This window comes from Gemmatimonadales bacterium (genome assembly GCA_030697825.1).
GTDB lineage: Bacteria > Gemmatimonadota > Gemmatimonadetes > Gemmatimonadales > JACORV01 > JACORV01.
In genome coordinates this window covers 1-24,049 of the sequence record JAUYOW010000073.1, presented here as the reverse complement: position 1 = coordinate 24,049, position 24,049 = coordinate 1, and the positions used below count along the sequence as shown (strand labels likewise).

Annotated in this window: 18 protein-coding genes and 1 pseudogene; 1 reads left to right on the top strand and 18 read right to left on the bottom strand. The window is 70.7% G+C overall.

Features of this window, described 5'->3' with window-relative positions:
- Positions 1-32: 32 nt before the first annotated feature.
- The 8 genes and pseudogenes from Q8Q85_03830 to Q8Q85_03795 form a co-directional block, all read right to left on the bottom strand.
- Positions 33-164: pseudogene (locus Q8Q85_03830) on the bottom strand (tyrosine-type recombinase/integrase).
- 25 nt (positions 165-189) lie between these two features.
- Entirely contained in the window at positions 190-864 is a 675-nt protein-coding gene (locus Q8Q85_03825; GenBank protein ID MDP3773375.1) for an outer membrane lipoprotein carrier protein LolA, read from the bottom strand.
- 59 nt (positions 865-923) lie between these two features.
- Complete coding sequence (gene aroF / locus Q8Q85_03820; GenBank protein MDP3773374.1) at positions 924-1,961, bottom strand: 3-deoxy-7-phosphoheptulonate synthase; 1,038 nt, start codon at positions 1,959-1,961, stop codon at positions 924-926.
- A gap of 135 nt (positions 1,962-2,096) precedes the next feature.
- Positions 2,097-2,888, bottom strand: a complete 792-nt coding sequence (locus Q8Q85_03815) for an MBL fold metallo-hydrolase (protein MDP3773373.1) — start codon at positions 2,886-2,888, stop codon at positions 2,097-2,099.
- On the bottom strand, positions 2,885-5,200 hold the full coding sequence (locus Q8Q85_03810) for a S8 family serine peptidase (protein MDP3773372.1): 2,316 nt from the start codon (positions 5,198-5,200) through the stop codon (positions 2,885-2,887). The genes Q8Q85_03815 and Q8Q85_03810 overlap by 4 nt, the downstream gene beginning before the upstream one ends.
- A gap of 1 nt (position 5,201) precedes the next feature.
- Positions 5,202-8,681: an AAA family ATPase gene (locus Q8Q85_03805; protein ID MDP3773371.1), complete on the bottom strand. Its 3,480-nt coding sequence runs from the start codon at positions 8,679-8,681 to the stop codon at positions 5,202-5,204.
- Positions 8,678-10,045, bottom strand: a complete 1,368-nt coding sequence (locus tag Q8Q85_03800) for an SPOR domain-containing protein (GenBank protein MDP3773370.1) — start codon at positions 10,043-10,045, stop codon at positions 8,678-8,680. The genes Q8Q85_03805 and Q8Q85_03800 overlap by 4 nt, the downstream gene beginning before the upstream one ends.
- Positions 10,042-11,469, bottom strand: coding sequence for an SPOR domain-containing protein (locus Q8Q85_03795; protein MDP3773369.1), 1,428 nt, complete (start codon positions 11,467-11,469; stop codon positions 10,042-10,044). The genes Q8Q85_03800 and Q8Q85_03795 overlap by 4 nt, the downstream gene beginning before the upstream one ends.
- A gap of 493 nt (positions 11,470-11,962) precedes the next feature.
- Between Q8Q85_03795 and Q8Q85_03790 the strand changes: the two genes are divergently transcribed.
- Entirely contained in the window at positions 11,963-12,436 is a 474-nt protein-coding gene (locus Q8Q85_03790) for a hypothetical protein (protein MDP3773368.1), read from the top strand.
- Between the two features lie 309 nt (positions 12,437-12,745).
- Here the strand turns inward: Q8Q85_03790 and Q8Q85_03785 are convergent, their stop codons facing one another.
- The 10 genes from Q8Q85_03785 to Q8Q85_03740 all read right to left on the bottom strand — a co-directional run bounded on the left by Q8Q85_03785 (position 12,746) and on the right by Q8Q85_03740 (position 23,777).
- A complete protein-coding gene (locus tag Q8Q85_03785; protein MDP3773367.1) occupies positions 12,746-16,033 on the bottom strand; it encodes a hypothetical protein in 3,288 nt (1,095 codons plus the stop codon).
- 17 nt (positions 16,034-16,050) lie between these two features.
- Entirely contained in the window at positions 16,051-16,437 is a 387-nt protein-coding gene (gene rsfS, locus Q8Q85_03780; GenBank protein ID MDP3773366.1) for a ribosome silencing factor, read from the bottom strand.
- Complete coding sequence (locus tag Q8Q85_03775; protein ID MDP3773365.1) at positions 16,434-18,281, bottom strand: DegV family protein; 1,848 nt, start codon at positions 18,279-18,281, stop codon at positions 16,434-16,436. Before Q8Q85_03775 ends, rsfS begins: the two co-directional genes overlap by 4 nt.
- Positions 18,282-18,285: 4 nt before the next feature.
- Entirely contained in the window at positions 18,286-18,729 is a 444-nt protein-coding gene (gene rplI, locus Q8Q85_03770; GenBank protein ID MDP3773364.1) for a 50S ribosomal protein L9, read from the bottom strand.
- A gap of 43 nt (positions 18,730-18,772) precedes the next feature.
- Complete coding sequence (locus Q8Q85_03765; protein MDP3773363.1) at positions 18,773-19,705, bottom strand: DUF2232 domain-containing protein; 933 nt, start codon at positions 19,703-19,705, stop codon at positions 18,773-18,775.
- A gap of 70 nt (positions 19,706-19,775) precedes the next feature.
- Positions 19,776-20,003, bottom strand: a complete 228-nt coding sequence (gene rpsR, locus Q8Q85_03760) for a 30S ribosomal protein S18 (protein ID MDP3773362.1) — start codon at positions 20,001-20,003, stop codon at positions 19,776-19,778.
- Positions 20,003-20,344, bottom strand: a complete 342-nt coding sequence (gene rpsF / locus Q8Q85_03755; protein MDP3773361.1) for a 30S ribosomal protein S6 — start codon at positions 20,342-20,344, stop codon at positions 20,003-20,005. The genes rpsR and rpsF overlap by 1 nt, the downstream gene beginning before the upstream one ends.
- Before the next feature lie 101 nt (positions 20,345-20,445).
- Positions 20,446-22,482, bottom strand: a complete 2,037-nt coding sequence (locus Q8Q85_03750; GenBank protein MDP3773360.1) for a sodium-translocating pyrophosphatase — start codon at positions 22,480-22,482, stop codon at positions 20,446-20,448.
- Positions 22,479-23,066 (bottom strand): aminoacyl-tRNA hydrolase, encoded by a 588-nt coding sequence (gene pth / locus Q8Q85_03745; protein ID MDP3773359.1) that lies wholly within the window; start codon positions 23,064-23,066, stop codon positions 22,479-22,481. The genes Q8Q85_03750 and pth overlap by 4 nt, the downstream gene beginning before the upstream one ends.
- 21 nt (positions 23,067-23,087) lie before the next feature.
- The gene (locus tag Q8Q85_03740; GenBank protein ID MDP3773358.1) at positions 23,088-23,777 is read right to left on the bottom strand and encodes a 50S ribosomal protein L25; all 690 of its coding nucleotides are present in this window, start codon (positions 23,775-23,777) and stop codon (positions 23,088-23,090) included.
- Positions 23,778-24,049: the final 272 nt, after the last annotated feature.

Below are 24,049 nucleotides of genomic sequence, written 5' to 3'. Positions count from 1 at the left end.
GCTCCCGGCATGGGGTCACGCCGCCGTCGGCTTCACCGCCGGTCCGCCGTACTCTTGACCCCCACGCCGCCGCGGTTCCGCACTTGGGTGTAGATCATGGTGGTCGCCACGTCCCGGTGCCCCAAGAGCTCCTGCACGGTCCGGATGTCGTAGCCGTTCAACAGGTGCGTGGGAAGGAATGCCGCAGGGTCAGTGCGTAGCGTCCACCACGCGCGCGCCCGCAGGCGGCCGGAACGCGAAGGTCGAGGATGGGATCGGCTGGTTGACCTTCAGCCGGTCGAAGGTCATGCGGCGGACCGCGCCGGAGGCCTCGGTGATCTCGACCTGCCGGACCAGGTCGTCCTGGCGGTCCACCCAGATCAGGACCCGCCGGTAGCCGGCGTTGCGGTCCCGCGGGGTGAGCGCGAGGACGTCGGCGGCGCGTGCCCCCACGGCTTCGGCCCGCTGGTACGCCACGGTGAACCGGTCGCGCGGGCGGTCGAGGAACTCCGCCACCAGGTCCCCCGTCTCACCCGTCCGGCTGGAGAGCGCGCTGCGCACCACCTGGTTGGGCGTGGAGGATGGGAGGAAGACCCAGATGTACTGCCCATCGGCGAGGATCAGGTCTCCACGGGGCTGGCTCCACCGCATCGCGAACTTGTTCGGCCGTTGCTGGATGAACTCGCCGCGCGAGGTCTCGTCCGATCCGAGCATCGGGTCACGGATGCTCTGGGTGAAGTGCGCCCGAAGCGTAGTCACATTGCCGTAGGCCGCCACCGCACGGTCGAGGATGGGGCCGGGGGCTTGGGCCTGGGCGGAACGGCCGAACGACGGAACGGTGGAAAGAAGGAGCACCGCCATCGCGATGATCGCCAGAGGGATCATCACTCCCTCGTTCCCTCGTTCCCTCGTTCTGCCGTTCCGCCGTCCCGCCGTCCGGCCGCTCACGACACCCCCGCCGGCTCGGCCACCCGCCGCCCGATGGCCTCGGCGATGATCCGGCACTGCTTCATCAGCTCCGTGAACTGCTCCGGCGCGAGGCTCTGCGCCCCGTCGGAGAGCGCGCGTTCCGGATTCGGGTGCACTTCGACGATCAGCCCGTCGGCTCCGGCGGCGACGGCCGCGCGCGCCATCGGCGTGACCTTGTCGCGCAGCCCGGTGCCGTGGCTCGGGTCGGCGATTATCGGGAGGTGCGACAGCTTATGCACCAATGGCACCGCGGTGAGGTCGAGCAGATACCGGGTCGCGGGATCGAAGCCGCGCACCCCGCGCTCGCACAGGATCACCTGAGCGTTCCCCTCGGCCAGGATGTATTCGGCCGAGAGGAGCAGCTCGGTGATCGTCGCCGCGATGCCGCGCTTGAGGAGGACCGGTTTCCGCGCCTGCCCGGCGCGCTTCAGCAACGGGTAGTTCTGCATGTTGCGCGCACCGATCTGGATGATGTCGGCCCAGCGCTCGACGAGGTCCACGCCCGGCGCGTCGAGCGCCTCGGTCACTATCAGCAGCCCCGTCTCCTCGCGCGCCTTCGCCAGCATCTCGAGCCCCTTCATTCCGAGGCCCTGGAACGAGTACGGCGAGGTCCGCGGCTTGAAGGCGCCGCCCCTCAGTATCACGGCGCCGGAGTCGCGCACCGCGCGGGCCGCCTCGACGATCTGCGATTCGCCCTCCACCGAGCAGGGGCCGGCCATCACCACCACGTCGTCCCCGCCGATCGTGAGGCCGCCGGGGAGCCTGATCACCGTGCTCTCGGACTTCCATTCGCGCGAGACTTGCTTGTATGGCTGGGTGACGTGGATGACCTCGAGCACGCCCCCGAGCGCGCTGAGCCGGGATGCGTCCACCTTCCCATCGTTGCCCACCAGCCCCACGGCGGTCCGCTGCTTGCCCGGCATCGGCCGCGCCTGGTAACCCATCTCTTCGATGGTCTCTACGACCTGCTTGATCTGGTCGGTCGTGGCGTTATGCTGCATGACTATCAGCATCCAGGTTCCCAGAGTTGCAGAGTCACAGGACTTCCCGGAGTTGCAGAGTTGCAGAGTTGCAGCGGCTCGCAGTTTGCAGGGGGCAGTCTGACGCCTTTCAACTGCCGTCCGCTGCAACCCTGCAACGCTGCAACTCTACCGTCCACCTTCATGCCCGTCTCCGTACTGTCCAACTTCATACCTGTCCCCGTCATTTGCCACCGTAACCGGCCCCTCATACACCGACTCCGCCTCGGCCACGATATCCACCTGCTCCACCGGCGGGTAGAAGTGCGTCAACACCAGCCGCTTCGCCCCCGCCCGCTGCGCCAACGCCCCCGCCTGCCGCGGCGTAAGGTGCATGTCTATCGCCAGCGCGTCCGGCAGGGAGCACTCCGCCAGCAGGAGGTCGCATCCCTTTGCCCAGTCGCCCAACTCGTCGCTGGGCCCGGTGTCGCCGGTATACACCAACCGCCCGTCCGGCGCGGCGATGCCAAGCGCCACGCTCTCCTCCGTGTGGGGCGTCCGATGGACGTCGAGCGCGACATCCGCCCCGAGCGGGAACGACTCGCCGGGGTGCAGGTCCAGAACCGCCAGCGGATAGCCCGGGTTCGTCACCCAACCCCCCAACGCGTCCGCCAGCCGCTTCCACAGTTGCACGGTGCCCACCGGACCCAGCACGACGAGCGGATCCGCTCGCTTCGTCGCCCACTTGAGCGCGAAGAGCAGCGCCGGCGCCTCTCCGAAGTGGTCGGGGTGGAAATGCGTCAGCGCGAGGTGCGTGACGTGCTCCCAAGCGAGGCCGAACTCCGCCAGGCGATGCAGCGTCCCCGCGCCGCAGTCCATCAGCAGGCGCACTTCACCGCGCTCCACCCAATGCGCGGGGCTCGAACGCGCCGGGTGCGGGGCTGCGGTCCCCGTGCCCACAGTCACCAACCGAAGGCTCACGGCGGACCCAGGAAGACCAGGCGCCGCGTGTCCCGGTATACCGGCGTGGTCAACCGGTAAAGGTACACTCCCGGCCGCACGAACGCTCCCGCTTCGTCCCGTCCGTCCCACGCGAAGCGATCGTCGCAGGTGCCGGTCGCGTCGCCCGCAGGACGTCCGTACCGTCCGGCCGGCAGCACCGGGGGCACGCCGGCCGCTGGCGCGAGGCGCCGGACCCGACGGCCACGGAGGTCGAAGATCTCGAGCTGCACGGTACCCTGCTGGTTCACGTCGAACCAGATGCAGGCGGAGGTCAGGCCGACGGCCTGGTTCGGGAACGGGTTCGGGAAGCTCTGGAACAGCAGGGTCGCGCTCGGCACCGTCTCGTCTATGACGACGATCGTGCCGGGGCTCGTGACGGCGATGCTGTCCGTGCCGAGGTGCGCCACGACGCGCCAGCGGAAAGGCAGGTTCCGCTCGAGCGGCGTGAGCGGCTGGAACGTCGTGTCGGTGATCCCGCGAGTGGCAGCCACGGCCTGCGACGGATCGCGCGAGGCCGGATAGACGAAGACGTCGTAGGTGAACGGTCCCGGCGGCGCGGCAACGCCCGGCGACGACCACGCGAAGGTGGGAAGGGAGTCGCGGATAGTGTGGCCGCGCGGCGAACCGTAGGTGCGCAGCGTGACCCAGGCCGGCACGACGAACGGCCCGCGCACGGCAGTGGATTCGCGGGCACCGAGCGCCGAGATCGCGGTCACGCTCCAGAACAGCCGGGTGGACGGCCGGGGCGCGACCGGCAGGGTGAATGACGACGAGCTGATCGTGGTGTCGATGATCCTGGCGGCGAGCGCGGGGTCCGTCCCCACGGTGACGCGGAAGACGTTGGTTCCGGCGCCGGGAGGCGGCGTGCCGGCGTCCCAGGCGAACGTGGGCGTGACCGTCGTGAGCACGGAATCCGTTGGGCCGAGCGGCTCCAGCCCGGTGGGGAAGGCGAAGGCTCGGAGCGCGTCGGGGATGCCGTAGCCGCGGATGTTGTCGGGCGCGAAGCGTGAACTGGCGGCGTCGAGGAGACCGCGGCGGATCTCGATCGCCGGACGGCCGAGTCGGCCTCCCTGGACCAGCGCCGCCAGACCCGCGACGAGCGGCGCGGCGAACGACGTGCCAGAGAAGGAGGTCAGCCCGCCGTCGCGCGCGGCGACGGTCACCTGGAACCCCGGGGCGATCAACTCCGGCTTGATGCGGCCGTCGGCCGTGGGCCCCCGCGAGCTGAACGATACGACGGCGCCAAGGGAGTCGGTCGCGCCGATGGCGAGGGCCGAGTCGGCGTCGGCGGGCGTGCCAAGGGTACGGAGCGACGGGCCGGAGTTGCCGGCGGAGATGACGACGAGGGTGCCGCGCGCGGCGGCGCTGTCGGCGGCGACGGTCGTGACGGCGATGTCGCCGTTCAGCTCCGCGGGGGTGTAGGTGAAGCCGCCGTCGAAGGAGAGATAGCCGAGGCTCGAGGAGATGATGTCCACGCCGAGTGACTCGGCCCACTCCACGGCGGCGACCCAGTTGTCCTCCTCGACGCGGGTCTCGGTGGGGCCGAACTCGGTCTTGGCGAGGATGAACTGCGCCGATGGCGCGACGCCGAACAGCTGTCCCGGTGCGTTGGCGGCGATGAGGGACCAGGTCGCCGTGCCGTGGACCATCTCGTTCTGCGCCTCGCCCGGCTGGTCGCGGACGACGCTGTCGCCGTAGACGAAGTCGCGCTGCGCGACGATCTGCGCGCCGGCCATGAACGGGTGCAACGTATTGAAGCCGCCGTCCAGCATGGCGATGCGGACGCCCGCGCCGCGCAGGCCGAGTTGGTGAAGGATGGGTACGTTGAGCTGCTGGACGGCCCAGGCGCCGGGGCCGTAGAGGGTGTCGGACGTGGCGGGCACGGGCGCACCGGCGCACGGGCGCACCGAGCACTCGGGCGCCGCGCCGTGCGGCGGCGCGTCCGTGCGCCGGTGCCCGCTTTCTTCCGGCCGCACGAACACGCCCAGCGGCTGAACGCGCCGGACTTCCGGCCGTGCCGCGATCGGGCGGATCGCTCCGCCGGGGATGGTCGCCGAGACGGCGTTCACGAACCGGCTCACGCGCCGCACGTTCCCGCCGGCGGCCGAGACGGCCGCGGCGAGGCGGCTGAGGTCGGCGCCGGGGCGCGCGATCACCCAGGCGAGGACGGTCGTGTCGGGGCGAAGGGCGGCGCGCGCGAGGCGCGGCGAGACGGTGCGGGGAAGCTGCTGCGCCCTGGCGCCCGCCCCCGCGATGGCCGCGAGGGCGGCGACGAGGACGGCCAGGCGCACCCTAGGCCGCCTGCGTCTCGGTATCGCCGAGCCGCACCGAGACCACGTTCGATACCCCGGGCTCCTGCATCGTCACGCCGTACACGGCGTCCGCTGCGGCCATGGTGCGCGGGTTGTGCGTGATCACGATGAACTGCGTGTTCGCCTTGAACTCGTCGAGGAGCCGCGTGAAGCGCGCGATGTTGGCGTCGTCGAGCGGCGCGTCCACCTCGTCTAGCACGCAGAACGGGCTCGGCTTGGAGAGGTAGATGCCGAAGAGGAGCGAGAGCGCGACCAGCGATCGCTCTCCGGCGGAGAGCAGGTGGATGCGCTCGGTGCGCTTGCCGCGCGGCTTGGCGTGGATCTCGATCTCCGAGTCCAGCGGGTCGTTCGGGTCCACGAGGAAGACGTCGCACGAGCCGCCGCCGAAGAGCGTCTCGAAGACCCTCTGGAAATTGGCGCGCGCCGCGTCGAAGGTGGTGAGGAAGCGCTCCCGCGCGACCCCGTCCAGCTCGCGCACGCTCTGCTGGAGCGAGCTCTTGGCGGCTATGATGTCGTCGCGCTGCGTGACGAGGTGATTGAGACGCTTCGACTCGTCGTCGTGCTCCTCGACGGCGAGCGCGTTGATCGGTCCGAGCGACTCGATAGCCTGGCGCAGCTCGTCACCCTCGGCGCGAAGCAGGTCGGGCGCGCCCTCAGCGGCGGCCGGCTCGGCGAGGATCTCGTCGAGACTCTTCCCCCACTCCGCGGCCAATCGCTCGCCCATCACGCGCCGCGACCCGGACAGCTCGCTGGCGTCGAGGTCGATCCGGTGGCCCTCCTCGGTGTGGGCCGTGAGTCCGTCGCGTGCTTCCGCGAGCCGGGTCTCGGAGTCGGTGAGGGCCTGTTCCGCGCCCGCCACACCGTCCGTGGCCGTCACCGCGGCCCGCTCCAGCTCAGCCAGCGCGGCGCGCCGCTCTCCCAGCTCGTCACGCCAGAGGTTGCGCTGGCTCTCGAGCGCCGCCAACTCTGCTGACAGCCCGCCGACCTCTTCGGCGAGCGCGTCTATCCGGGCGGTGAACTCCAGGAGCGCGGCCGCGGCGCGCTCCTCCCGTTCCCGTACCGCCGTGAAACGCGCCCCGACCTGAGCGTCTTCCACCTGCCAGTGCACCCGCCGTTCGCGGGCCGCCTCCTGTTCGTCTTCCAGCTCGGTGAGGCGCGCGCGCGCGTCCTCGAGCCGCGCCTCGAGCCGTATCCGCTCGAGCTCGCCGGTGGAGAGCGCCGTGTTCACGCCCGAGAGCCGTTGCTCCACGGCCGCGGTCCGTTCGGTGAGCCGCGCGACCAGGCCTTCTTCCACGGCGAGGTCGCGCTCTACGTGCGCGACGTGCCTGCGGGCATCGTCGGACTCCGCCGCCGCGTGGCGCTCGAGGCCGCGCGTCGCTTCGACCGACACCTCCGCATCCGCCGCCTCACGCTCGGCACGGGCAAGCTGGGCGGCCGCGGCCGCCTGCGTACGGTCCTGCTCCTCGAGATCGCTCGCGAGCCTCGATGCGTCGTCGGACAGCGCCTCCAGCTCGGCACGACGGCGCAGCGGGCCGCCGGCGCTCGAGGGACCGGGCAAGTACACTGCGCCGTTGGCGCGGATGATCGCCTCGCCCGCCGGGGCGAACGGGCGCGCGCCCGCGAGGAGCCGTTCCACCCACCGCGCCGCGGCCCCATCGCCGGAGACGCGCTGGGCCAGCTCACCGCGCTCGCCGCCGCCCACCGGGCCGGGGTCGAGCGGGAGAAGGAGCAGGGGGCCTGGCGCGCTCTCGCGATGCCAGGCGTGGATCGCATCGCAGACGCGAAGGTCCGCCACCACGACGGCGTGCAGCCACTCACCGAGGACGTGCTCGGCCTCCGCCGCGTCCTCGCGCCGCGCGCGCACGAAATCCGACAGCGGGCCGAGCACCGCGCCCGCCTCGAAGCGGTCGCGCGTTTCGAGCAACGCGGCCGCCGCGGGGGCGAGCCCCACGTGGTCGCGCTCCAACTGGGCCAGCGCGTCGCGCCGTGCCTCGGACTGGGCCAGCGACTCCTCGGTGGCGCGGCGGTCCGCCCGCAGCCGCGCCTCGTGCTCCCGCGCCTCCGCCAGCGCGTGTCGCGAGCGGTCCGCCTCCAGAGCCAGCGACACCAGTCGCTCCGCCAGGGACCCGTGCCGCCCGCCGACCTCCGCCTCCTGCGCCGCCGCTGTCTCGCGGTCCCGGATGAGCCCCGCACGCCGCGCCTCGGCAGCCGACAGCTCCTCGCGCAGGTCCGCCAGCTCGCGCTCCAGCGCCTGCCGCTCGCCGCCATGCCGCCGCACTTCCTCCGCCTGCTTCTGCAGGGCTTCCTCCAGCCCCCGCAACTCGACGCGCTTCACCGCCAGCGCCTCGCGCGTCACGTCTTCAGCCTGCACCCTGAGGCCCAGCTCCAGCTGCACCGCGCTTCGGTCGCGCTCGGCCGACCCACGCTCCGCCGCGGCCGCCTCCCGTTCCCGTTCCAGCCGCACCGCCGCCGCTTGAGCTTCCGCGCGCTCGGAGAGCGCGCGCTCCTTGCGCGCCGACGCGTTCTGCGACCGTTCCGCCGAGAGCGCGAGGTCTCCCTCCAGCGTGTTGGCGGCGAGCCGCGCTTCGCCCACGCGCCGTTCCACCTCGGCGCGCTGCGCCTCCGCCCCCGCGCGCGCCTCCAACCCGGATTGCCGCTCGCGCTCGCGTTCAGTCAGCGCCGCGCGCGCCGCCGGGATCAGGGTCGCCAGCACCTGGCGCCGCTCGTCGAGCCCCCGCATCGCCGCGTCGATGGCCGAGACGTCGTGCCGCGCCAGCGCGGCCACGAGCTGGTAGCGGCGGGCGACCATCTCCGTGTACCGCTCCGACTTCTTCCGCTGCCGCGAGAGGCTGCGTACCCGGGTCTGCACCTCCGAGATCAGGTTCTCGACCTGGACCAGGTCAGTGGTCGTTTCCTCGAGCCGCCGCTCCGTGCTGCGCTTCCTGTCGCGGTAGAGACCGAGGCCTGCCGCCTCCTCGAAGAGCGCGCGACGGTCATCCGGCCGGTCGGACAAGAGCGCGTCCACCATGCGCGACTCGATCACGACGCTCTGGTCGGTGCCGAGCCCCGTGCCTGCCAGCTTGGCCAGCAGCTCGCGCCGCGTCACCGGCGCGTTGTTGATGAGGTACTCGGACTCTCCGGACCGCGAGACCCGCCTCGCTATCACCACCTCGGCGAAGTCGAGGTCCAGCGTGCGGTCGCTGTTGTCGAAGCAGAGCCCCACCTCCGCGACGTTCTGCGCGCGCCGCCCCGCCGAGCCCTGGAAGATGACTTCCTCCATTCGGGCGCCGCGGAGCACCCGCGGGTTGTGCTCGCCCAGCACCCAACGCACCGCGTCGGAGATGTTGGACTTGCCGCAGCCGTTGGGGCCGATGATCGACGTCACGCCGTCCTCGACCAGGACCTCAGTCGGGTCGGCGAATGACTTGAACCCGGAGAGCTCGAGACGGCGAAGCTTCATGGCACGTATCCCACGCGCGGCACGAGCTCGCCCGTACCGCCGGTTGAGGTGACTATCCCCAGCAGCATCGCGGCCTGTGGGGTGTTCTCGAACGCGCCGGCGTAGAGCCGGAAGCGGCGGTCGGCCTGGCCGAGCGCGAAGACGGGCAGCCCAGCGGCGCGCAGCCGCGCCCGTTCAAGGGTGGCGGAATCGCGGGTGAGGCCGCCTCCGAGCCCGATGGACAGGGGCGCCTCGACGACGACGGCGCCGGCGGTGGCCCGACCGGCCGCGCGCAGCGCACCCAGGACCGAGTCGGCAGCCGCGCCGGTGGCCATGGGCCCGGCGTGGATGCGGTACCAGCTCCGCCGTCTCTGGAGGCGGATCGGCGTCACGAACGCCGGCACACCGCGCGCCTCGAGGCTGTCCAGCGCGTCGAGCGCCTGCGCCAGCGACGGCCATGCCGAGACCTGCACCGCGAAGCTGAGCGAGTCCACCCGATGCGGGGGTGGCAGCCGGTGCACGAACGCGGGCGCTGGTGGCTCCGGCGTGGGCGCGCGCCCGGCGAGCCTCACCAGCTCGTCGCGATAGAGCCACGCGACTGCGCCGACCGCGAGCACCAGGAGCACGGCGTAAAGCGCCCACGGCACCTGCCGCGGCGGCGGGACGAGCAACGACATCGGTGCGCTGGCCCGGCGCCTGAGCGCGGGTCTTGCCCGGCGCGCGCCCGCGGCGTCAGGGGAAGCGGAGTGCGGCGCCGTGGCGGCCGGTGCCACGATCGGGGCGAGATCGGCGGCACTCGCCTCCTCGGGCGGAGGCGCGACCCCTACCACCGCGAGGATCGGAAGCCCCCTGCCGATCGCCTGCGCGACCCCGGGCGCCTCGGCTGCAGCGAGGTCCATGCCCTGGGGGGCCAGCACCACCATGCCGTCCAGGTCCGCCGCGACCGACGCGAGCCGCTCTTCAGGCACGAACAGTAGGAGCAGCGCGTCCTCGTGGCGGAAGCCGGCGGAGAGGCGCCGCCAGCGCGGGCTGGTCAACACCAGCTGTGGATCGGGCGCGAACGTGCCGGCCGGGATGAAGAAGAGATTGGGCTCCGGCTGCGGCTGCGCGATGTGGTTGAGCGACGCGCCGTAGAGGAACGCGTCCACGATCCCCTCCTCGTTGGCCGCGCCGGCCACGGTGTGGAGCACCGGCTCGTCCACCACGCAGTCCACCAGCACGGTGCGCCGGCCCGACGCGGCGGCGGACCGCGCCACTCGCCACGCGTTCATCGCCGACCAGGCGGGATACCCGGTGGCGGGGACGAGGGCGACGACGTTGCGCCCGCTCAGCAGCTCGGGGATGTGCCGGCCCAGCGTGGCGGGGAGGAGCTGCACGCCCGTCACGGCTTCGCGCCCGGCCGCTGGGCGCGCTCGAAGATCCAATATGGCCGTCCCAGCGAGCGGCCCGAAGAGTCGGCGGCGTCGCGCGACCGGTAGGGACCCATCACCACGCGCCACCCCCCGCCCGGCGCGTCGGGCGGCTGGACCTCGGCCGGGTGCCGGGCCGCCGTGAGCTCGGACGCGAGGGCCCGAGCCCACTGCTCGCTCGGCGTATTCGACACCTGCACCCAGAGACTCGCGGGAGCGGCGCGGGGGCTTGGCGCGCGCGCGCGGGTCGGGTCCGACGCGCGGACATCCCGCCGCACCCCCGACGTGGAAGAAGTGGGCGCAAACCTTCCTACGAACCACAGGTCGCCCGCGCCGTCGGCGACTGCGCCTAACGAATCGAGCGACCCCAGATCGCGCGCCACGACCGCGTCACCCTCCCGCAGCAGGACCACGCCGTCCTCCGACACCGCTGGGAGGTCGGAGGCCCACGGGGTGGTGAGCCGACCCGTCACCCGCTCGCGGGCTGTGCCGACCACCCAGGTCTCGTCGCCGCCGGAAGGCCGTGCCAGCACCGCGCGCCCCCACGGATCCAGCCTGAGGACCGCGGCCGGGGCGGGTAGCGCGATGGCGGGCCGCTCCCGGCGGGTGTAGCGGTCCACGACCGCAAGCTCGCTCTTCTCGCGCAACCCGACGTAGATCCGGTGACCGGACGGCGAGAAGGCGATCGCGCGCGGCTGGCCGGAGAGCGGCACGAACCAGGGGTGCTGTGCCTCGCGATCCTCGATCACGACGACGCCGGAGTCGGTGGCGAAAGCCACCGCGTCGCCGTCGCGGCTCGCGATCTCGTCCGCGGCCCTCGGGACAGGCGCGGCGAGCGAGACGCCCGCTTCCCGCGTGGCGATCTGGAGCGTATCGCCGCCTTGGCGCCGGATCGCGATGAGGCGGGCACCCGGTCCCGCGAACGCGTCGTCCACCCCGCGACCCAGCGTCCCCGTCCAGGGGCGCGTGCCCCACGGCTGCGACTCGGTCACGGCTCCGGCGGCGTCCACGGTGAGCAGCGTGCCGTCGGAGGCGAGCGCGGCCAGGGCGCCGGCCGGCGAGACGGCGCGCTCGCGGTTGGCCACCAGGTCGAAGGCGATCGTAGCGCCGGCACTGTCGCGGTAGAGCAGCCGTCGGCCCACCATGTCCACGCCGATCGCGGATCGCGCCGGGGAGACGCGGGCCCTCGCGCCCGTCGGCGTCTCCGCGAGGCCCGGCAGCGAATAGACGCGCAGCGGCCCGCCACCAGCGCGAAGCCGGAACGCGACCGCCGGGACGGTTCTGGTCTCCCCGGCGCTCGAGTCGGTGGCGCCGCCTTCGGCGGAACCGCCGCTCCGCGAGCCGGCGCAGGCCGCGACAAACAGGATCAGAGGGAGTGTGAAAAGGCGATTGCCTTGCACGGTGGAAAATAGCCGGTTTCGGGGCTGGAAAGAAGGACGGACGGATAACAGACGGACTGACGGACGGTGGTGGGAAGGCGGAAGAAGACAGGGGACCGCAGGCGCAACAGTGCGCGGGCGCGGCGCATGGACGCCGCAGTGGCATTCGATACGGCCGACCCGAACGCCCTCTACGCCGTGTTGCGGGCCGGACGACAGGCGCCGTGGGTAATCGGCGGCTCGTTCAACGGGCCGGGATCGGGGGGACACGCCCAAGGTGGGCGGGCTCTATCCCTCCGGCAACGCGCCGGCGCTCAGGGCTCAGCCGTCCGGGTCCCGGGAAGCGCGATGGCAAGGAACTGCTCGTACGCGGGGGCGAACGCGGGATTTCCGGCTATCCGGGGTATGTCATAGGGCCTGGCCGGATCGATCGGTGGGTGCAGGTAAACGGGCAGCTGGTGCCGCCAACCACTATGAACACGAACGCCTGCGTCGCGACGGGAGGTTGAAACCGATGCGATCGAAATCACTCATCCGAAGCGCAGTCCTGGCTGCCGCGATCCTCATTGTCGCTCGCCCGGAGACCGCGCTGGGTCAGAAATCCAAGTGCGGACCGGCGGCCGAGCTTACCGGGCACCTCGGGTTGGTCGCGAACGTCTTCACGGCTACGGACTCCGGTTTCGTCGGCATCCGAACGCAGCTCGGCATCGCGATTCCGCCGCCCGGAGCGGTACAGGAGGTCGTGACGGACTCGCGCACCTGCAACCAACTCCTCGGCGCGACCCGCAAGGCAATCCGCGACCTCTACGGCGGCGGCAGGGACAACCCGTTCAACGACTCCACGTTCGGCTTCTTCCGCGTGGGTGACTACTACGTCTCCCTGCAGCTTCCGGCTGCCCCAACAGGTGGCATCGTCGTGTCGGGCCGCGTGGAGTTCCTGATCTTCCGCGTGTCGGACCAGTCCTTCGTCGGTCGGTTGTTGGCCTAGCGGGTTGCGGAAAAAGGTTTTTCGGTACGCCGCTCGCGAACGAGCGACCTCCTGATTCGCCCGGAGAATGAGGATCGATGCACCGGACATGGTTTCACGGCCTCAAGAACGAGGACGTCGGACCGTGCTTTCGACTTTTTCAGCAACCTGCTAGACTAGTCTAGTGTTGCGTCCCGCAAGTTTCTTTCCAAATCTCAACGCCCTAGACCGTTCGCCGCGAATGGTGCAGGGATCACTTGAGACCGCCGGGTCAACTCCACTTCCTGCTCTCTTCCGTCCGTCTGTCCGTCCGTCATCCGTCCGTCAGACTCAGAACGGCGGGCCCAGGCTCAGGATCCAGTAACCGCCCTTCCTGGGGCGGTTCTGCGGTACGGCGTAGTCGAGGCGCAGCACCGCGAAGCCCAGCATGTTGACGCGAAGGCCGACCCCGTAGGACGTCATCGGGGAGCGAATGCCGTCGGCCGGAGCCCCGGCGGGCCGCGACCAGCGCAGGTCCGTACTGTCGTTCCATGCGATGCCCGCGTCGTAGAAGAGCGCGCCCTCGATGGGCGGGAACCCGACCGGGAGGAAGCCGAGTGTGAGGTTGCGGATCAGCGGGAACCGGAACTCGAAGTTGGCCACCGCTACCCGGGAGCCGATGAGCTGGTCCACCTCCGGGCAACCCGTGCGCGAATTGCCCGTGGGTGCGGTGCACTCGTCGCTGTCCCGGAACGAGCCGAAAGTGTACCCTCGCACCAGGTCCGGCGAGCCGATGAAGATCGGGAACTGCTCCCCGTCCCGCCCGAACCGGCCGAGCAGCACGAACCTCGAAGCGAAGCTGAACGGGAACTTGATCATGTCGTACCGGCGGTAGTCGCCGAGCAGTTGCGTGTAGCGCCACCCGCCGAACGACGGGGCCACCTCGAACCGGTACCGGTGCCCGAAGAACGGGCTGGTCCATGCGAAGAGCGAGTTGTCGTAGACCAGAGCGACGCTCGGCTGGACGTAAGTGATACTGCCCTCGCTCGACACGCTGTCGTAAGCCTGGAACGGGGTCCCGAACGGGTCGTAGCTGGTGATCAGGTTCAGGGTCGCCTGGCTGATGTTGACCAGCCGTGCTCCGAACTCGATGCGCTTGAACCGGTTGAACGGGTAGTAGGCTTGGGTGAACGCCTGTCGGATCACGAGCCGGCGCAACCGCTGGACCACGTCGATCGAGCCGTCGCTGTTGACCCGATCGGACGAGGATCCGTAGAAGAAGAGCGGATCCTGGGACAGGCCCGTCAGCCACGCCCACCGGTGCGACAGGTTGGCATACGCGCCGAAGACCTGCGCCTCGGACAGTCGCCCGTTCACGGCGCCCGAGAAGACCATCATATGGTTCCCCAGGATGTCCGAGAGCTGGATCGCCGTGCCCCCGAAGAAGCCGCGGCCGAAGTTGTCCCGCTGGTAACCGATAGTCGGCCGGGAGACGAAGTCCGGCGTGAAGCGTACGCGGTACGGGCGCAGCTCGAACTCGGTGGTGTCGGGCAGCGCCAGGGTCGCGCTGTCCAGCAGCGCCACCACCGACAACGGCGGCGGCTGGGTGCTGTCGGGCCGGTCGGGCCGCGTGTCCGAGGGGCGCAGGCGGCCGGCGCTCCGGTATATCGAGCCGGCGCTGGGCAGGGAGGGCGGAGGCGTGGCCGTTCCGGGGGGCGTGGCCGGCGGCGAGGGCGCGACGGGCGATGGGGGCGCGGGTAGCTGCACGAGGGGCGCGTCAGTCACCGGCGGGCGTCGGAGCGACAGGCCGAACGCCACGTCGCTCCGAAGCGGCAGCGCGCTCGCGTTGGCCAGCACCAGCCAGTCGGTCCCGGGCGTGCGATACGGCTCGCGCTTCAGCGACCTCGGGTCGTCGATCGCGTAGACGTTGTACTCGCCCTTCTCGAAGTACGTGAAGACGAGCCGGTCGGCCTGGCGTGCCCACGAGATGGCGGGGGAGAGGTCCGTGATTCCCGAGATGCCGGTGTAGGCGCGGGTGAGCTGGTAGACTTCGCGCCCGGCGAGTTCGTACAGGAACAGGTTGTTGATACCGGTCCGGTCCGACAGGAACGCGATCGACCTGCCGTCCGGCGACCAGACGGGGTTCGTGTTCTTGCCGGTCTCCATTCCCGGCAGCATCGCGATCGAGTCGCCCTCCAGGTAGTACAGCCCGATCCGCATGTTGCCGAAGCGCATGATGCTGAAGTCGGTGTCGGGCCCGCGGTCCGTGGTGAAGGCGACCGTGTGGCCGTCAGGTGACCACGATGGCAGCAAGTCGGCGTAGCGGTCGTTGGTGAGGCGGCGCAGGTTCTGGCCGTCGGCGTCCACGACGTAGAGGTCGGACCAGCCGCCGTCGTAGCCCGTGAAGACGAGCCGTGCCCCGTCCGGCGACCAGGTCGGGTTGGTGATCGCGTTGAGCCCGAGCCGGAACTGGCCGATGATCCGGTCCTGTTGCACGTCGAGGATAGCGAGCACGTCCTCCCCGCCGCTCTTGGCGGCGAAGGCGAACTCGGTCCCGTCCGGGGACCAGGAGCCGGTCGAGTTGATGAACCGCAGGGTCTCGAAGTTCGGGTCTATGGAGGATCGCACCAGCTTGCGGCGGACCCGCCCGGTCTCGGCGTCGGCCAGGTAGAGGTCCACGAAGAAGAAGTCGCGCTCCGAGAGGTAGGCGATCGACCGCCCGTCCGGCGAGATCTGGGGTGAGACGTGGAGCGTGCCCTTGGAGTTGTGCTCGTTGAGGACGGCCCGGGAGAACCGCCGCGCCCGCTGGTGCTCGGCGACCTGCGGCAGGTACATGGTCTGGACCGCGTCGCGCCATTCGTCCGAGAGCTGCTCGAGGCTGACGCCCAGGACCCGCTGGAAGGCCCGCTCGACCCCGCCCGTCATCGTGCCCTGGAGGATCGCGCCGATGACCTCGTCCCCCCACTTCTGGCCGACGTACGCCCACAGCGCGTGGCCGAAGCGGTAGGGGAAGATGCGCGGGTCGTAGGTCAGCTGCTCGATCGTCGGGAGCCGGCCTTCCACCGCGGCGTCGCGCAACCACATGGTGGTGTGCGGGTCGACCGGCCCCACTGAGAGGTACTCGGCCATCCCCTCCATCATCCAGAGCGGCGGGTTGATCTGTTGCAGCGCGTTGAGGCCGGCGCCGGCGCGGCCGCGACTGAAGACGTCGTACTGGAAGGCGTGGACCATCTCGTGCTGGAGCACGTGCTCGAAGTCGGCGTACGAGCCCGTGAAGGGCAGCACCATGCGGTGCTTATACGCCTCGGTCACGCCGCCGGTGCCTTCTCCCAGGTCGCCGCGGATGGTGTTGGTCTGCTGGAAGTCGGATTGGGACGCGTAGAGGATGAGCGGCTTCCGCTCGCGCCATTCGTGCTGGAGGATGCGCGACAGCCGGGCATACGCCCGCTCGGCCATGCGCGCCCCGTCGAGGGCCGCCGTGCGCTCCCGCCCGTAGTAATAGACCTCGAAGTGCTCGGTCTGGATTATCTGGAAGTTGAAGCTGCCGTACTGGACCTTGTTCTGGCCGAAGTACTGCGCGTGCAGCGCGCCCGGGACGGCGACGCTCAGGGCGAAGGCGAGAACGATGCTTCGACGCATGATCCCTCCGGGTCGGCCTACACGGCGCGCTGCGGCGCGTCGCCCCACAACCCCTCGAGCTGGTAGAACGAGCGCAGAGTCGGGTGGAACACGTGGACCACGAAGTCCACGAAGTCGATCAGCACCCAGCGGCCCTGCGCCAGACCTTCGACATGGTGGGCCCGCACGCTTCGGCCCTTGAGCGCCTCGATGACGTGCTCGGCGATCGCGCGGACGTGGGTGTCCGACGTGCCCGACACCACCACAAAGTAATCGGTCGCGTCGCTGAGGTGCCGGAGGTCGATGACGACGCCGTCCACGCCCTTCCGTTCCTCGCACGCGGCCACCGCCCAGTCGAGCGCCGCATTCCCATCCGGCCGACGCCGCGGGCGGCGTGCGGGGCGCGAAGGTTGCTGCTTAGTCATAGCGCTCCGCCCGCCGTTTTGTTCCCTTCGCGCGCGGGCGCGCCGTCCTCGACCTGCCAGATGACGCCCCATGCTCCCGGCCCCGTGTGAGCGGCGAGGACGGCCGTCAACGGAGACACGACGATCTCGTACGGATGGTAACGCCCCGCGAGCGCTTCGCGCACCTCTTCCGCCACCTCGGGGAGGTCGGCGTGCACGACCCCCATCCGCAGCCGCTCGCGGCGGGAGGGGAGCGCTTCGTCCAGGAGGCCCAGCACGCGCTTGAGCAGCCCGCCGCGCCCCCGCACCCGATCCACCGGGGTGATCAACCCGCCCGAGTCGATGGAAAGAATGGGCTTGAGGTCGAGGAGCCCGCCCAGCCACGCCTTGGCACGCGACACCCGGCCCGAGCGCAGCAGGTTGTCGAGCGTGTCCACCGTGAAGAACACGCCTGACTGGCCCCGGAGCCTCCCCAGTTCCCGCACGATGTCGGCCGCCGGCCAGCCGGCCTCGGCCAGCTCCGCGCCCCGGAGCGCGAGGAAGCCCACCCCGAGCGAGGCGCTCCGGCTGTCGACGAGGTGGACGCCACCGGGCGCGAAGGAGCGGCGGGCGGCCTCGGCGTTCGCGTACGTGCCAGAGAGCGCCCCGGAGACGATCACTGCGACCACCTCCTCAGCGCCCGCGCGCGCATGCTCGTAGGCGGCGGTGAACGTAGCGGGCGTGGGCTGGCTGGTGGTCGGATGAGGGTGGCCTCGTCTCAGCCGTTGGTAGAACTCGGCGGCGTCCATCCCGCTCCGGTCCTGGAACACCTCGTCGCCGAAGATGAGTTGGAGCGGCACCAGGCCGATGCCGTGCCGGTCGAGCACTTCGTCCGGCAAGTCGCACGAGGTATCGCAGATGACCGACACCGCCCGCGAGACCGTCGCGAGGATCCGGTGCTGCTCGCGCATGTCCTCGGCCTTGCGCGTCAGGACCTCGCCCCATCCCTCCGCCATTCGGTAGAGCGGCTCCGGATCGTCCAGGTGTACGTGCACCCGGAGCAGGTCCGGGGTGCGCACGACCTGGACGGAGCCGCCCAGCTCGTGCACCGCCGCTCGCGCCTCGGTGGAGGAGGGGAGAGCGTCCCCGCGGACCAGCACCTCGGTGCAGAACCGGAAGTCCTGGTCCCCCGCGACCACCGCGAGGCCCGCGGGCGCAGGAGTCGCGAACGCCTGCGCGTCGGTCGCGGCTTCCTCCTCCAGGCGACCGTCAATCAGGCGCACCACGCCTTCTTTCATGCGGACGAAACCCTTGCCGCCCGCGTCCACGACTCCCGCCTCCTTGAGGACGGCCAACAGCTCGGGAGTCCGCTCGAGGGCCTGCTCGGCGTGGCTCAGGGTGCCGCGGAGGACGCCGCCCACGTCGTAGCCCGCTTCGGCGGCCTGCTCGGCGCCCACGGCGGCCTCGCGGCAGACGGTGAGGATGGTGCCCTCGACCGGGTTCTCGAGCGCGGACTGGAGGCGTTCGGAGCCCCTGCGGATCGCTCCGGCGAGCTCGCGCGCGCGGATGCGGAACCGCGCGCCGATGCCTTCGTCGAACCCGAGGAGGAAGTGGGAGAGCATCATGCCCGAGTTGCCGCGGGAGCCCATCACCGCGGCCCGGGCCGCCGCGCGCGAGACCTCGGGGAGCGGCGCGTCGCCGAGTCGCCGGAGGGCGTCGGCGATCGAACGCATCGTGAGCCAGAAGTTGGTGCCCGTGTCGCCATCCGGGACCGGAAAGACGTTTATCCGGTTCAACTCCTCGCGCCCGGCGCCCACCCACTGGGTGGCCGCCAGGAACGACCGCCTGAGCCTTGGACCGTCGAGATACCCGATCGCGACACCCAAGCCGCTACTCCTTGACCACCCAGACTCGGACTTCCGGCTTCACATCGTGATGGAGGCGTACCGGCACCTTGTAGACTCCGAGTGCCTTGATCGGCTCGTCGAGCTCGATCGCCTTCCGGTCGATGGTGAACCCCTCGGCCTTCAGGCGTTCGGCGATGTCCGCCGTCGTCACCGAGCCGAAGAGCTTGTCGCCGTCTCCGGCCTTCATAGTGAAGGTGATTGAGACCTTCTCCAGCTTCGCCGCCAGGTCCCGCGCGGTCCCGACCTCGGCCGCGACCTTGCGGTCGCGCTGCTTGCGTTCGCCCTCCAGGCGGCGACGGTTGCTCTCGTTAGCCTCGAAGGCCAGGCCGCGCGGCAGCAAGTAGTTGCGGGCGTAGCCGTCCTTGACCGTCACGACCTCGCCGGCGCTGCCGAGCTTCTCGACGTCCTGTCGGAGGATGATGTCCATTGTCGGGCTCCACACGTTGAAGAAATACCTGGTCTTTCAACCCTCATCGCTTCTCTCTGTTCAACCGGGTTCGCCAGTCCAGCCAGGTGTCGGTCACTCCGAGTGCGAGTCCGACGGCGACCACGATCGGCATCAGGAAGAGCGTGGCGACGAGGCCGAAGACGAATGCCGCAGGTCCCTTGAACCCTGCCGCCGCGGCGACCGCGGACCCGACGCCCATGCCGCGGATCAGGTACAGACTGCCGAAGAAGACCGCCAGGTTCTCGCCGACCAGCCGCGTCACGCCGGTCGCTCGCGTTCCGACAACTCCCATCGCGGCCAGGCCGGGCGCGATCACCAGCGCCGTCAGTGCGAGCACCACGCCCCAGATCAGATGGTCGTTGAAGCGGAAGTCGCGCATGGCAGGCAGCGTCGCGCGCTCGGGCTCCCGGGCCAGCGCCTGGTAGATCGCCCACGCCACCGCGATCGCCGCCAGCGACTGCACCAGCACGAAGGCCGGCAGCACTTCGCCGACCACCCGGACCATCGCGTTGGCCGATCGCTCCAAGGCGTCCACCATCGCGCTTCCCGCGGCGGTGCTGTCGGCTGCGGCGGGCGTTCCCGCCGTGGCCGCGGCGAGCGCACCGACCACCAGGCGCACCTGCGCGCCGTAGTGGCGCGTCGCCAGCCACTGGAGCTCGTTCCACGAGAAGCGCGTGAGCGCCATGAGCACGGCGCCGGCCAGCGCCGCCAGGGTGACCGCCAGGAGCGCCGTGCCGACCACCCCCACCGCAGCCGGCGGCCGCCAAGCCAAAGCGACCACCAGCCCGCCCGCAAGCAGGAAGACCCACGCCCGCTCGAAGCGCGCGAAATCGTCCGCCGGGGCAAGGGCGTTCCAAGCCACCAGCGCGACCAGGACGCCCGCCACGGCCGCCTCTCGCCTGCCGGGCCGCTGGAATCCGAGCAACGCGGCAAGCGGCAGGGCCACGAGTGCGATCGGACTGACGAACGCGACCCCGAGGTAGCAGATCCCCCCGCCGGTCCAGCGGAGGACGCGGCGACTCAGGCTACTGGCCGTACCCTTTGATGTACGGCAGCAGCGCGAGCTGGCGCGCGCGCTTGATGGCGGTGGACAGCTGTCGCTGGTGACGGGCGCACATCCCGCTTAGCCTGCTCGGGAGTATCTTGCCGCGGTCGGTCAGAAAGCGGCCGAGGGTGCGCTCGTCCTTGTAGTCGAGCACGCGGGCGCCCGCCTCACAGACGGGACACGTCTTGTTCCGCGACTTCATCATCATCATTCCTCGTCCTCCTCGGCGGCGACGGCCGACTCGACCGCCGCGGGTGCGGGCGCTTCGGCTTCCCTCAGGACCACGAGGAACCGGACCACGCCGTCATCGAGTTTGATGGCCCGCTCGAACTCGGGCAGCACCGAAGGCTCCGCCTCGAACTGCGCCACGACGTAGTAGCCGGCCTCCCGGCGCTTGATCGAGTAGGCGAGAGTCCGCTTGCCCCAATGGTTGACGTTCACCGCGGTCTCCGCGCCCAGCAGGGCGTGGAACCGGGCGAGCCGCTCGTTGACGGCGGCCTCATCCAGCGCGGTTTCGAATAGGTATACGACTTCGTACCGACGGGTCACGAACACCTCCCTTTGGTCTGAACGGCCCCCGCCTGGTGTGGGAGGGAGCAGGTGGCATGTAGGGGTCAAAGATAACCGACGGTTGTGCGGGGCGAAAGCCGTTAGACCAGCCAGGGCGCCAGCACCAGACTCACCACGCTCATCAGCTTGATCAGGATGTTCATCGACGGCCCGGCGGTGTCCTTGAACGGATCGCCGACGGTGTCGCCCACCACCGCGGCCCGGTGCGGCGCCGAGCCCTTGCCGCCGTGCGCTCCGCCCTCGATGTACTTCTTGGCGTTGTCCCAGGCGCCACCGGCGTTCGCCATGAATAGCGCGAGCAACACCCCGGTGAGGGTCGCGCCCGCGAGCAAGCCGCCCAACGCTTCGACGCCGAGCGTCTTGCCGACCAGCACGGGCGCCACCACGGCGCTCACCCCGGGGATCACCATCTCCCGAAGCGCCGCGCGGGTCGAGATGTCCACGCACCGCGCGCTGTCCGGTTGCGCGGTGCCTTCCATCAGTCCCGGGATCTCGCGGAACTGGCGCCGCACCTCTTCCACCATCCCCTGCGCCGCGCGGCCTACCGCGGTCATGGTGCGCGAGGCGATGAAGAAGGGAAGGATCCCGCCGAGGAAGAGGCCGATGACGACGCGGTGGTCCAGGAGGTTGAGGGTCGTGAGGCCGACCGCCGTGGTGTAGGCGCTGAACAGGGCGAGGGCGGTGAGCGCCGCGGAACCGATCGCGAACCCCTTGCCGATGGCGGCCGTCGTGTTGCCCAGCGCGTCCAGGCCGTCGGTGATCTTCCGGACCTCCGGGCCGAGCCGGCTCATCTCGCTGATCCCGCCGGCGTTGTCGGCGATGGGGCCGTAGGCGTCCACCGTCATCGTGACGCCGACCGTAGCGAGCATGCCGACCGCCGCGATCGCGATGCCGTAGAGTCCGGCGCTCGCGTACGAGACGTAGATCGCCGCGCAGATGATGAGGACCGGGATCGCCGTCGAGGCCATGCCGACCGAGAGCCCGGCGATGAGGTTGGTCGCGGGACCGGTCTCCGAGGCGAGGGCGATCGTGCGCACCGGGCTCGCACCGGTGTAGAACTCCGTCACCGCGCCGATGAGGATGCCGCTCACCGTGCCCGCGAGCACCGCCCAGAACGGCCCGAGCGTGGCGTAGACTCGGCCGCCCTCGGCGAAGGCGATGGGGAGCTTCGCGGTGACCGCGTAGGCCGCGGCGAGGAAGAGCAGGGCCGCGACGATAGTCGTCCAGCGGAGGGCGGCGGCCGGGTTGCCGCGCTCGAAGAGCCGGAGCGCGGTGATGCCGATGAGGCTCGCGACGAGGCCGATCATCGAGTACACCACGGGCAGTGCGACCGCGTTGAGCCGGTCCGCGATGCCGGGCAGCGTCGCGCCGATGGCGATCGTGGCAACGACCGCGCCCACGTACGACTCGAAGATGTCGGCGCCCATGCCGGCCACGTCTCCGACATTGTCACCCACGTTGTCGGCGATGGTGGCCGGGTTGCGCGGGTCGTCTTCGGGGATGCCCGCCTCGACCTTGCCGACGAGGTCGGCGCCGACGTCCGCCGCCTTGGTGAATATCCCGCCGCCCACCCGAGCGAAGAGGGCGACGGACGACGCGCCCATCGCGAACCCCGCGATGACCTCGGAGAAGGCGCGCCAGGCGGGTCCGGTGGCGAGGTCGCCGGCGTGGCGGAGCACCAGGACGGCACCGATGCCCACGAGGCCAAGACTCGCGACCGCCAGTCCCATGACGCTTCCGCCGAAGAAGGCGACCCGGAGCGCCGAAGCTTGCCCCTTCGACCGCGCCGCCTCGGACGTCCGGACGTTGGCCTGGGTGGCGGCCGTCATGCCGAAGAGTCCGGCGAGGATGGAACAGGCGCCGCCGGCGGCGTACGCCAGGCCGGTCGCGGGGTGCACCACCCATCCGAGCAGGAACGCGACGACCAGGACGAACGGCAGAAGCGCGACGTACTCGCGTCGCAGGAAAGCCAGCGCGCCGGCCTGGATGAGCTGAGCGATGCCGCGCATCGTCTCGTTGCCGTCCGGCTGCGCCCGGATCCAGCGGTAGACGAGCCACGCCGCGGCGAGGCCGAGCGCGCCGAGGGGTGCGGCCCCCAGCGCGAGCTGGGCGTTCACTCGGAGTCCTCCGCGGTCGGTTTGGTCTGCTTGTTGAAGCGCGCCATGGCCTTCTCCGCCCCCTCATCCATCCAGCACTCCACCGCCTCGCACATCACCGGCAGCAGCTCCTCGATCTCCCGCCGCTCGTCCCTCGGAGGCACCTCGAGTACGAAGTCGCGGTAGCCGTTCGTCCCGACCGGCAGCGGGCCGATGCCGATGCGCAGGCGCGCGTAGTGCTGGGTGTTCACCTGTTGCTCGATGCTCTTGAGCCCGTTGTGCCCGCCCGCGCTTCCCCTGGATCGGATGCGGAAGGCGCCCACGGGGAGCGCGAAATCGTCTACCAGGACGAGGAGGTCGTCGAGGGGGGCGCCGGCCTCGGGGGCGCGCAATCCGGACAGCGCGCGCCCCGAGTCGTTCATCATGGTCTGCGGCTTGAGGAGATGGACCGGGCCGTTCGGGGTGTCTCCGCCGGTCGCCAGCGAGCGCCCCTCGCGTCTGAAGCGCGGCAGCTTCCAGCGCGTGGCCAGCGCGTCGGCGAGCCAGAACCCGACGTTGTGCCGGGTGTCGGCGTACTCGGCGCCCGGGTTGCCGAGGCCGACGATGAGCTTGAGGGCCGCGGCCGGCTACTCCTCGGCTTCTTCCTCTTCCGCCTTCCGCTTGCGGATGAGCTCGGGCTCGGTCGGCTCCGCCGCGGCCACTGCTTCGGCGCCCTCGGCGACCACACCCTCCGGCGCCGCCACCACCGCGACTTCCTCGACCCGCGGCGGCGCGACGGTGCAGATGGTCAGCGAGCCGTCGGTCAGGATCTCCGCGTTCGGAATGACGAGGTCCGACACGTGCAGCGACTTGCCGATCACGAGCAGGGTCGTGTCCAGCTCGACGCGCTCCGGGATGTTCGCCGGAAGCACCTCGATCTCCACCGTGCGAAGCACCTGGTCCAGCGTGCCGCCTTGGTTCCGGACGCCGTCCGGGATGCCGACCAGGTGGATGGGCACCTCGAGTCGGATCTTCTCGTCGGCGTGGATCTCGTAGAAGTCCACGTGGACGATGCCCGGCTTCAGCGGGTGACGCTGCACTTCGCGGATCAGCGTCCTGACCGTCGTGCCGCTCACCGTCAGCTCCACGATCGTGCTTTCGGGAGTGATGCCCTGGAGCAGGCGGCCGAAGTCGAAACCGTCGATGGACAGGGTCGCCGGCTCGCGGCCGTGCCCGTAGATGACGGCCGGGACCTTGCCGGCGTTCCGAAGCGCCTTCGCGCCCTTCTTGCGGGCGGCGGTGCGTGGTTCGGCGGTGAGCTGGACTACTGTAGCCATGGAATCCTCTGGAGTTCTCGGCGCTGCCTGCGCTTGGGTGTCGTTGGGGAGCCGCGAGCGGGGAGCGGTACCTTGGGATGCCCTTCGCGGCTGGCTGGCGTCGCGGCTGGCACCGGGAGGTACCGCTCCCCGCTCCCTGCTCCCCATCGTGGCGTCGGCTCTTGCCCTCGGAGCGATCCTCGCAGTCCGCGCCCCCGCCCAGCAATCGTGCCCGGCACCGCGCCCTTCGCAGTGGTCCGCTGTCCGCGACACTCTCTGGCCGCTCATCGTTC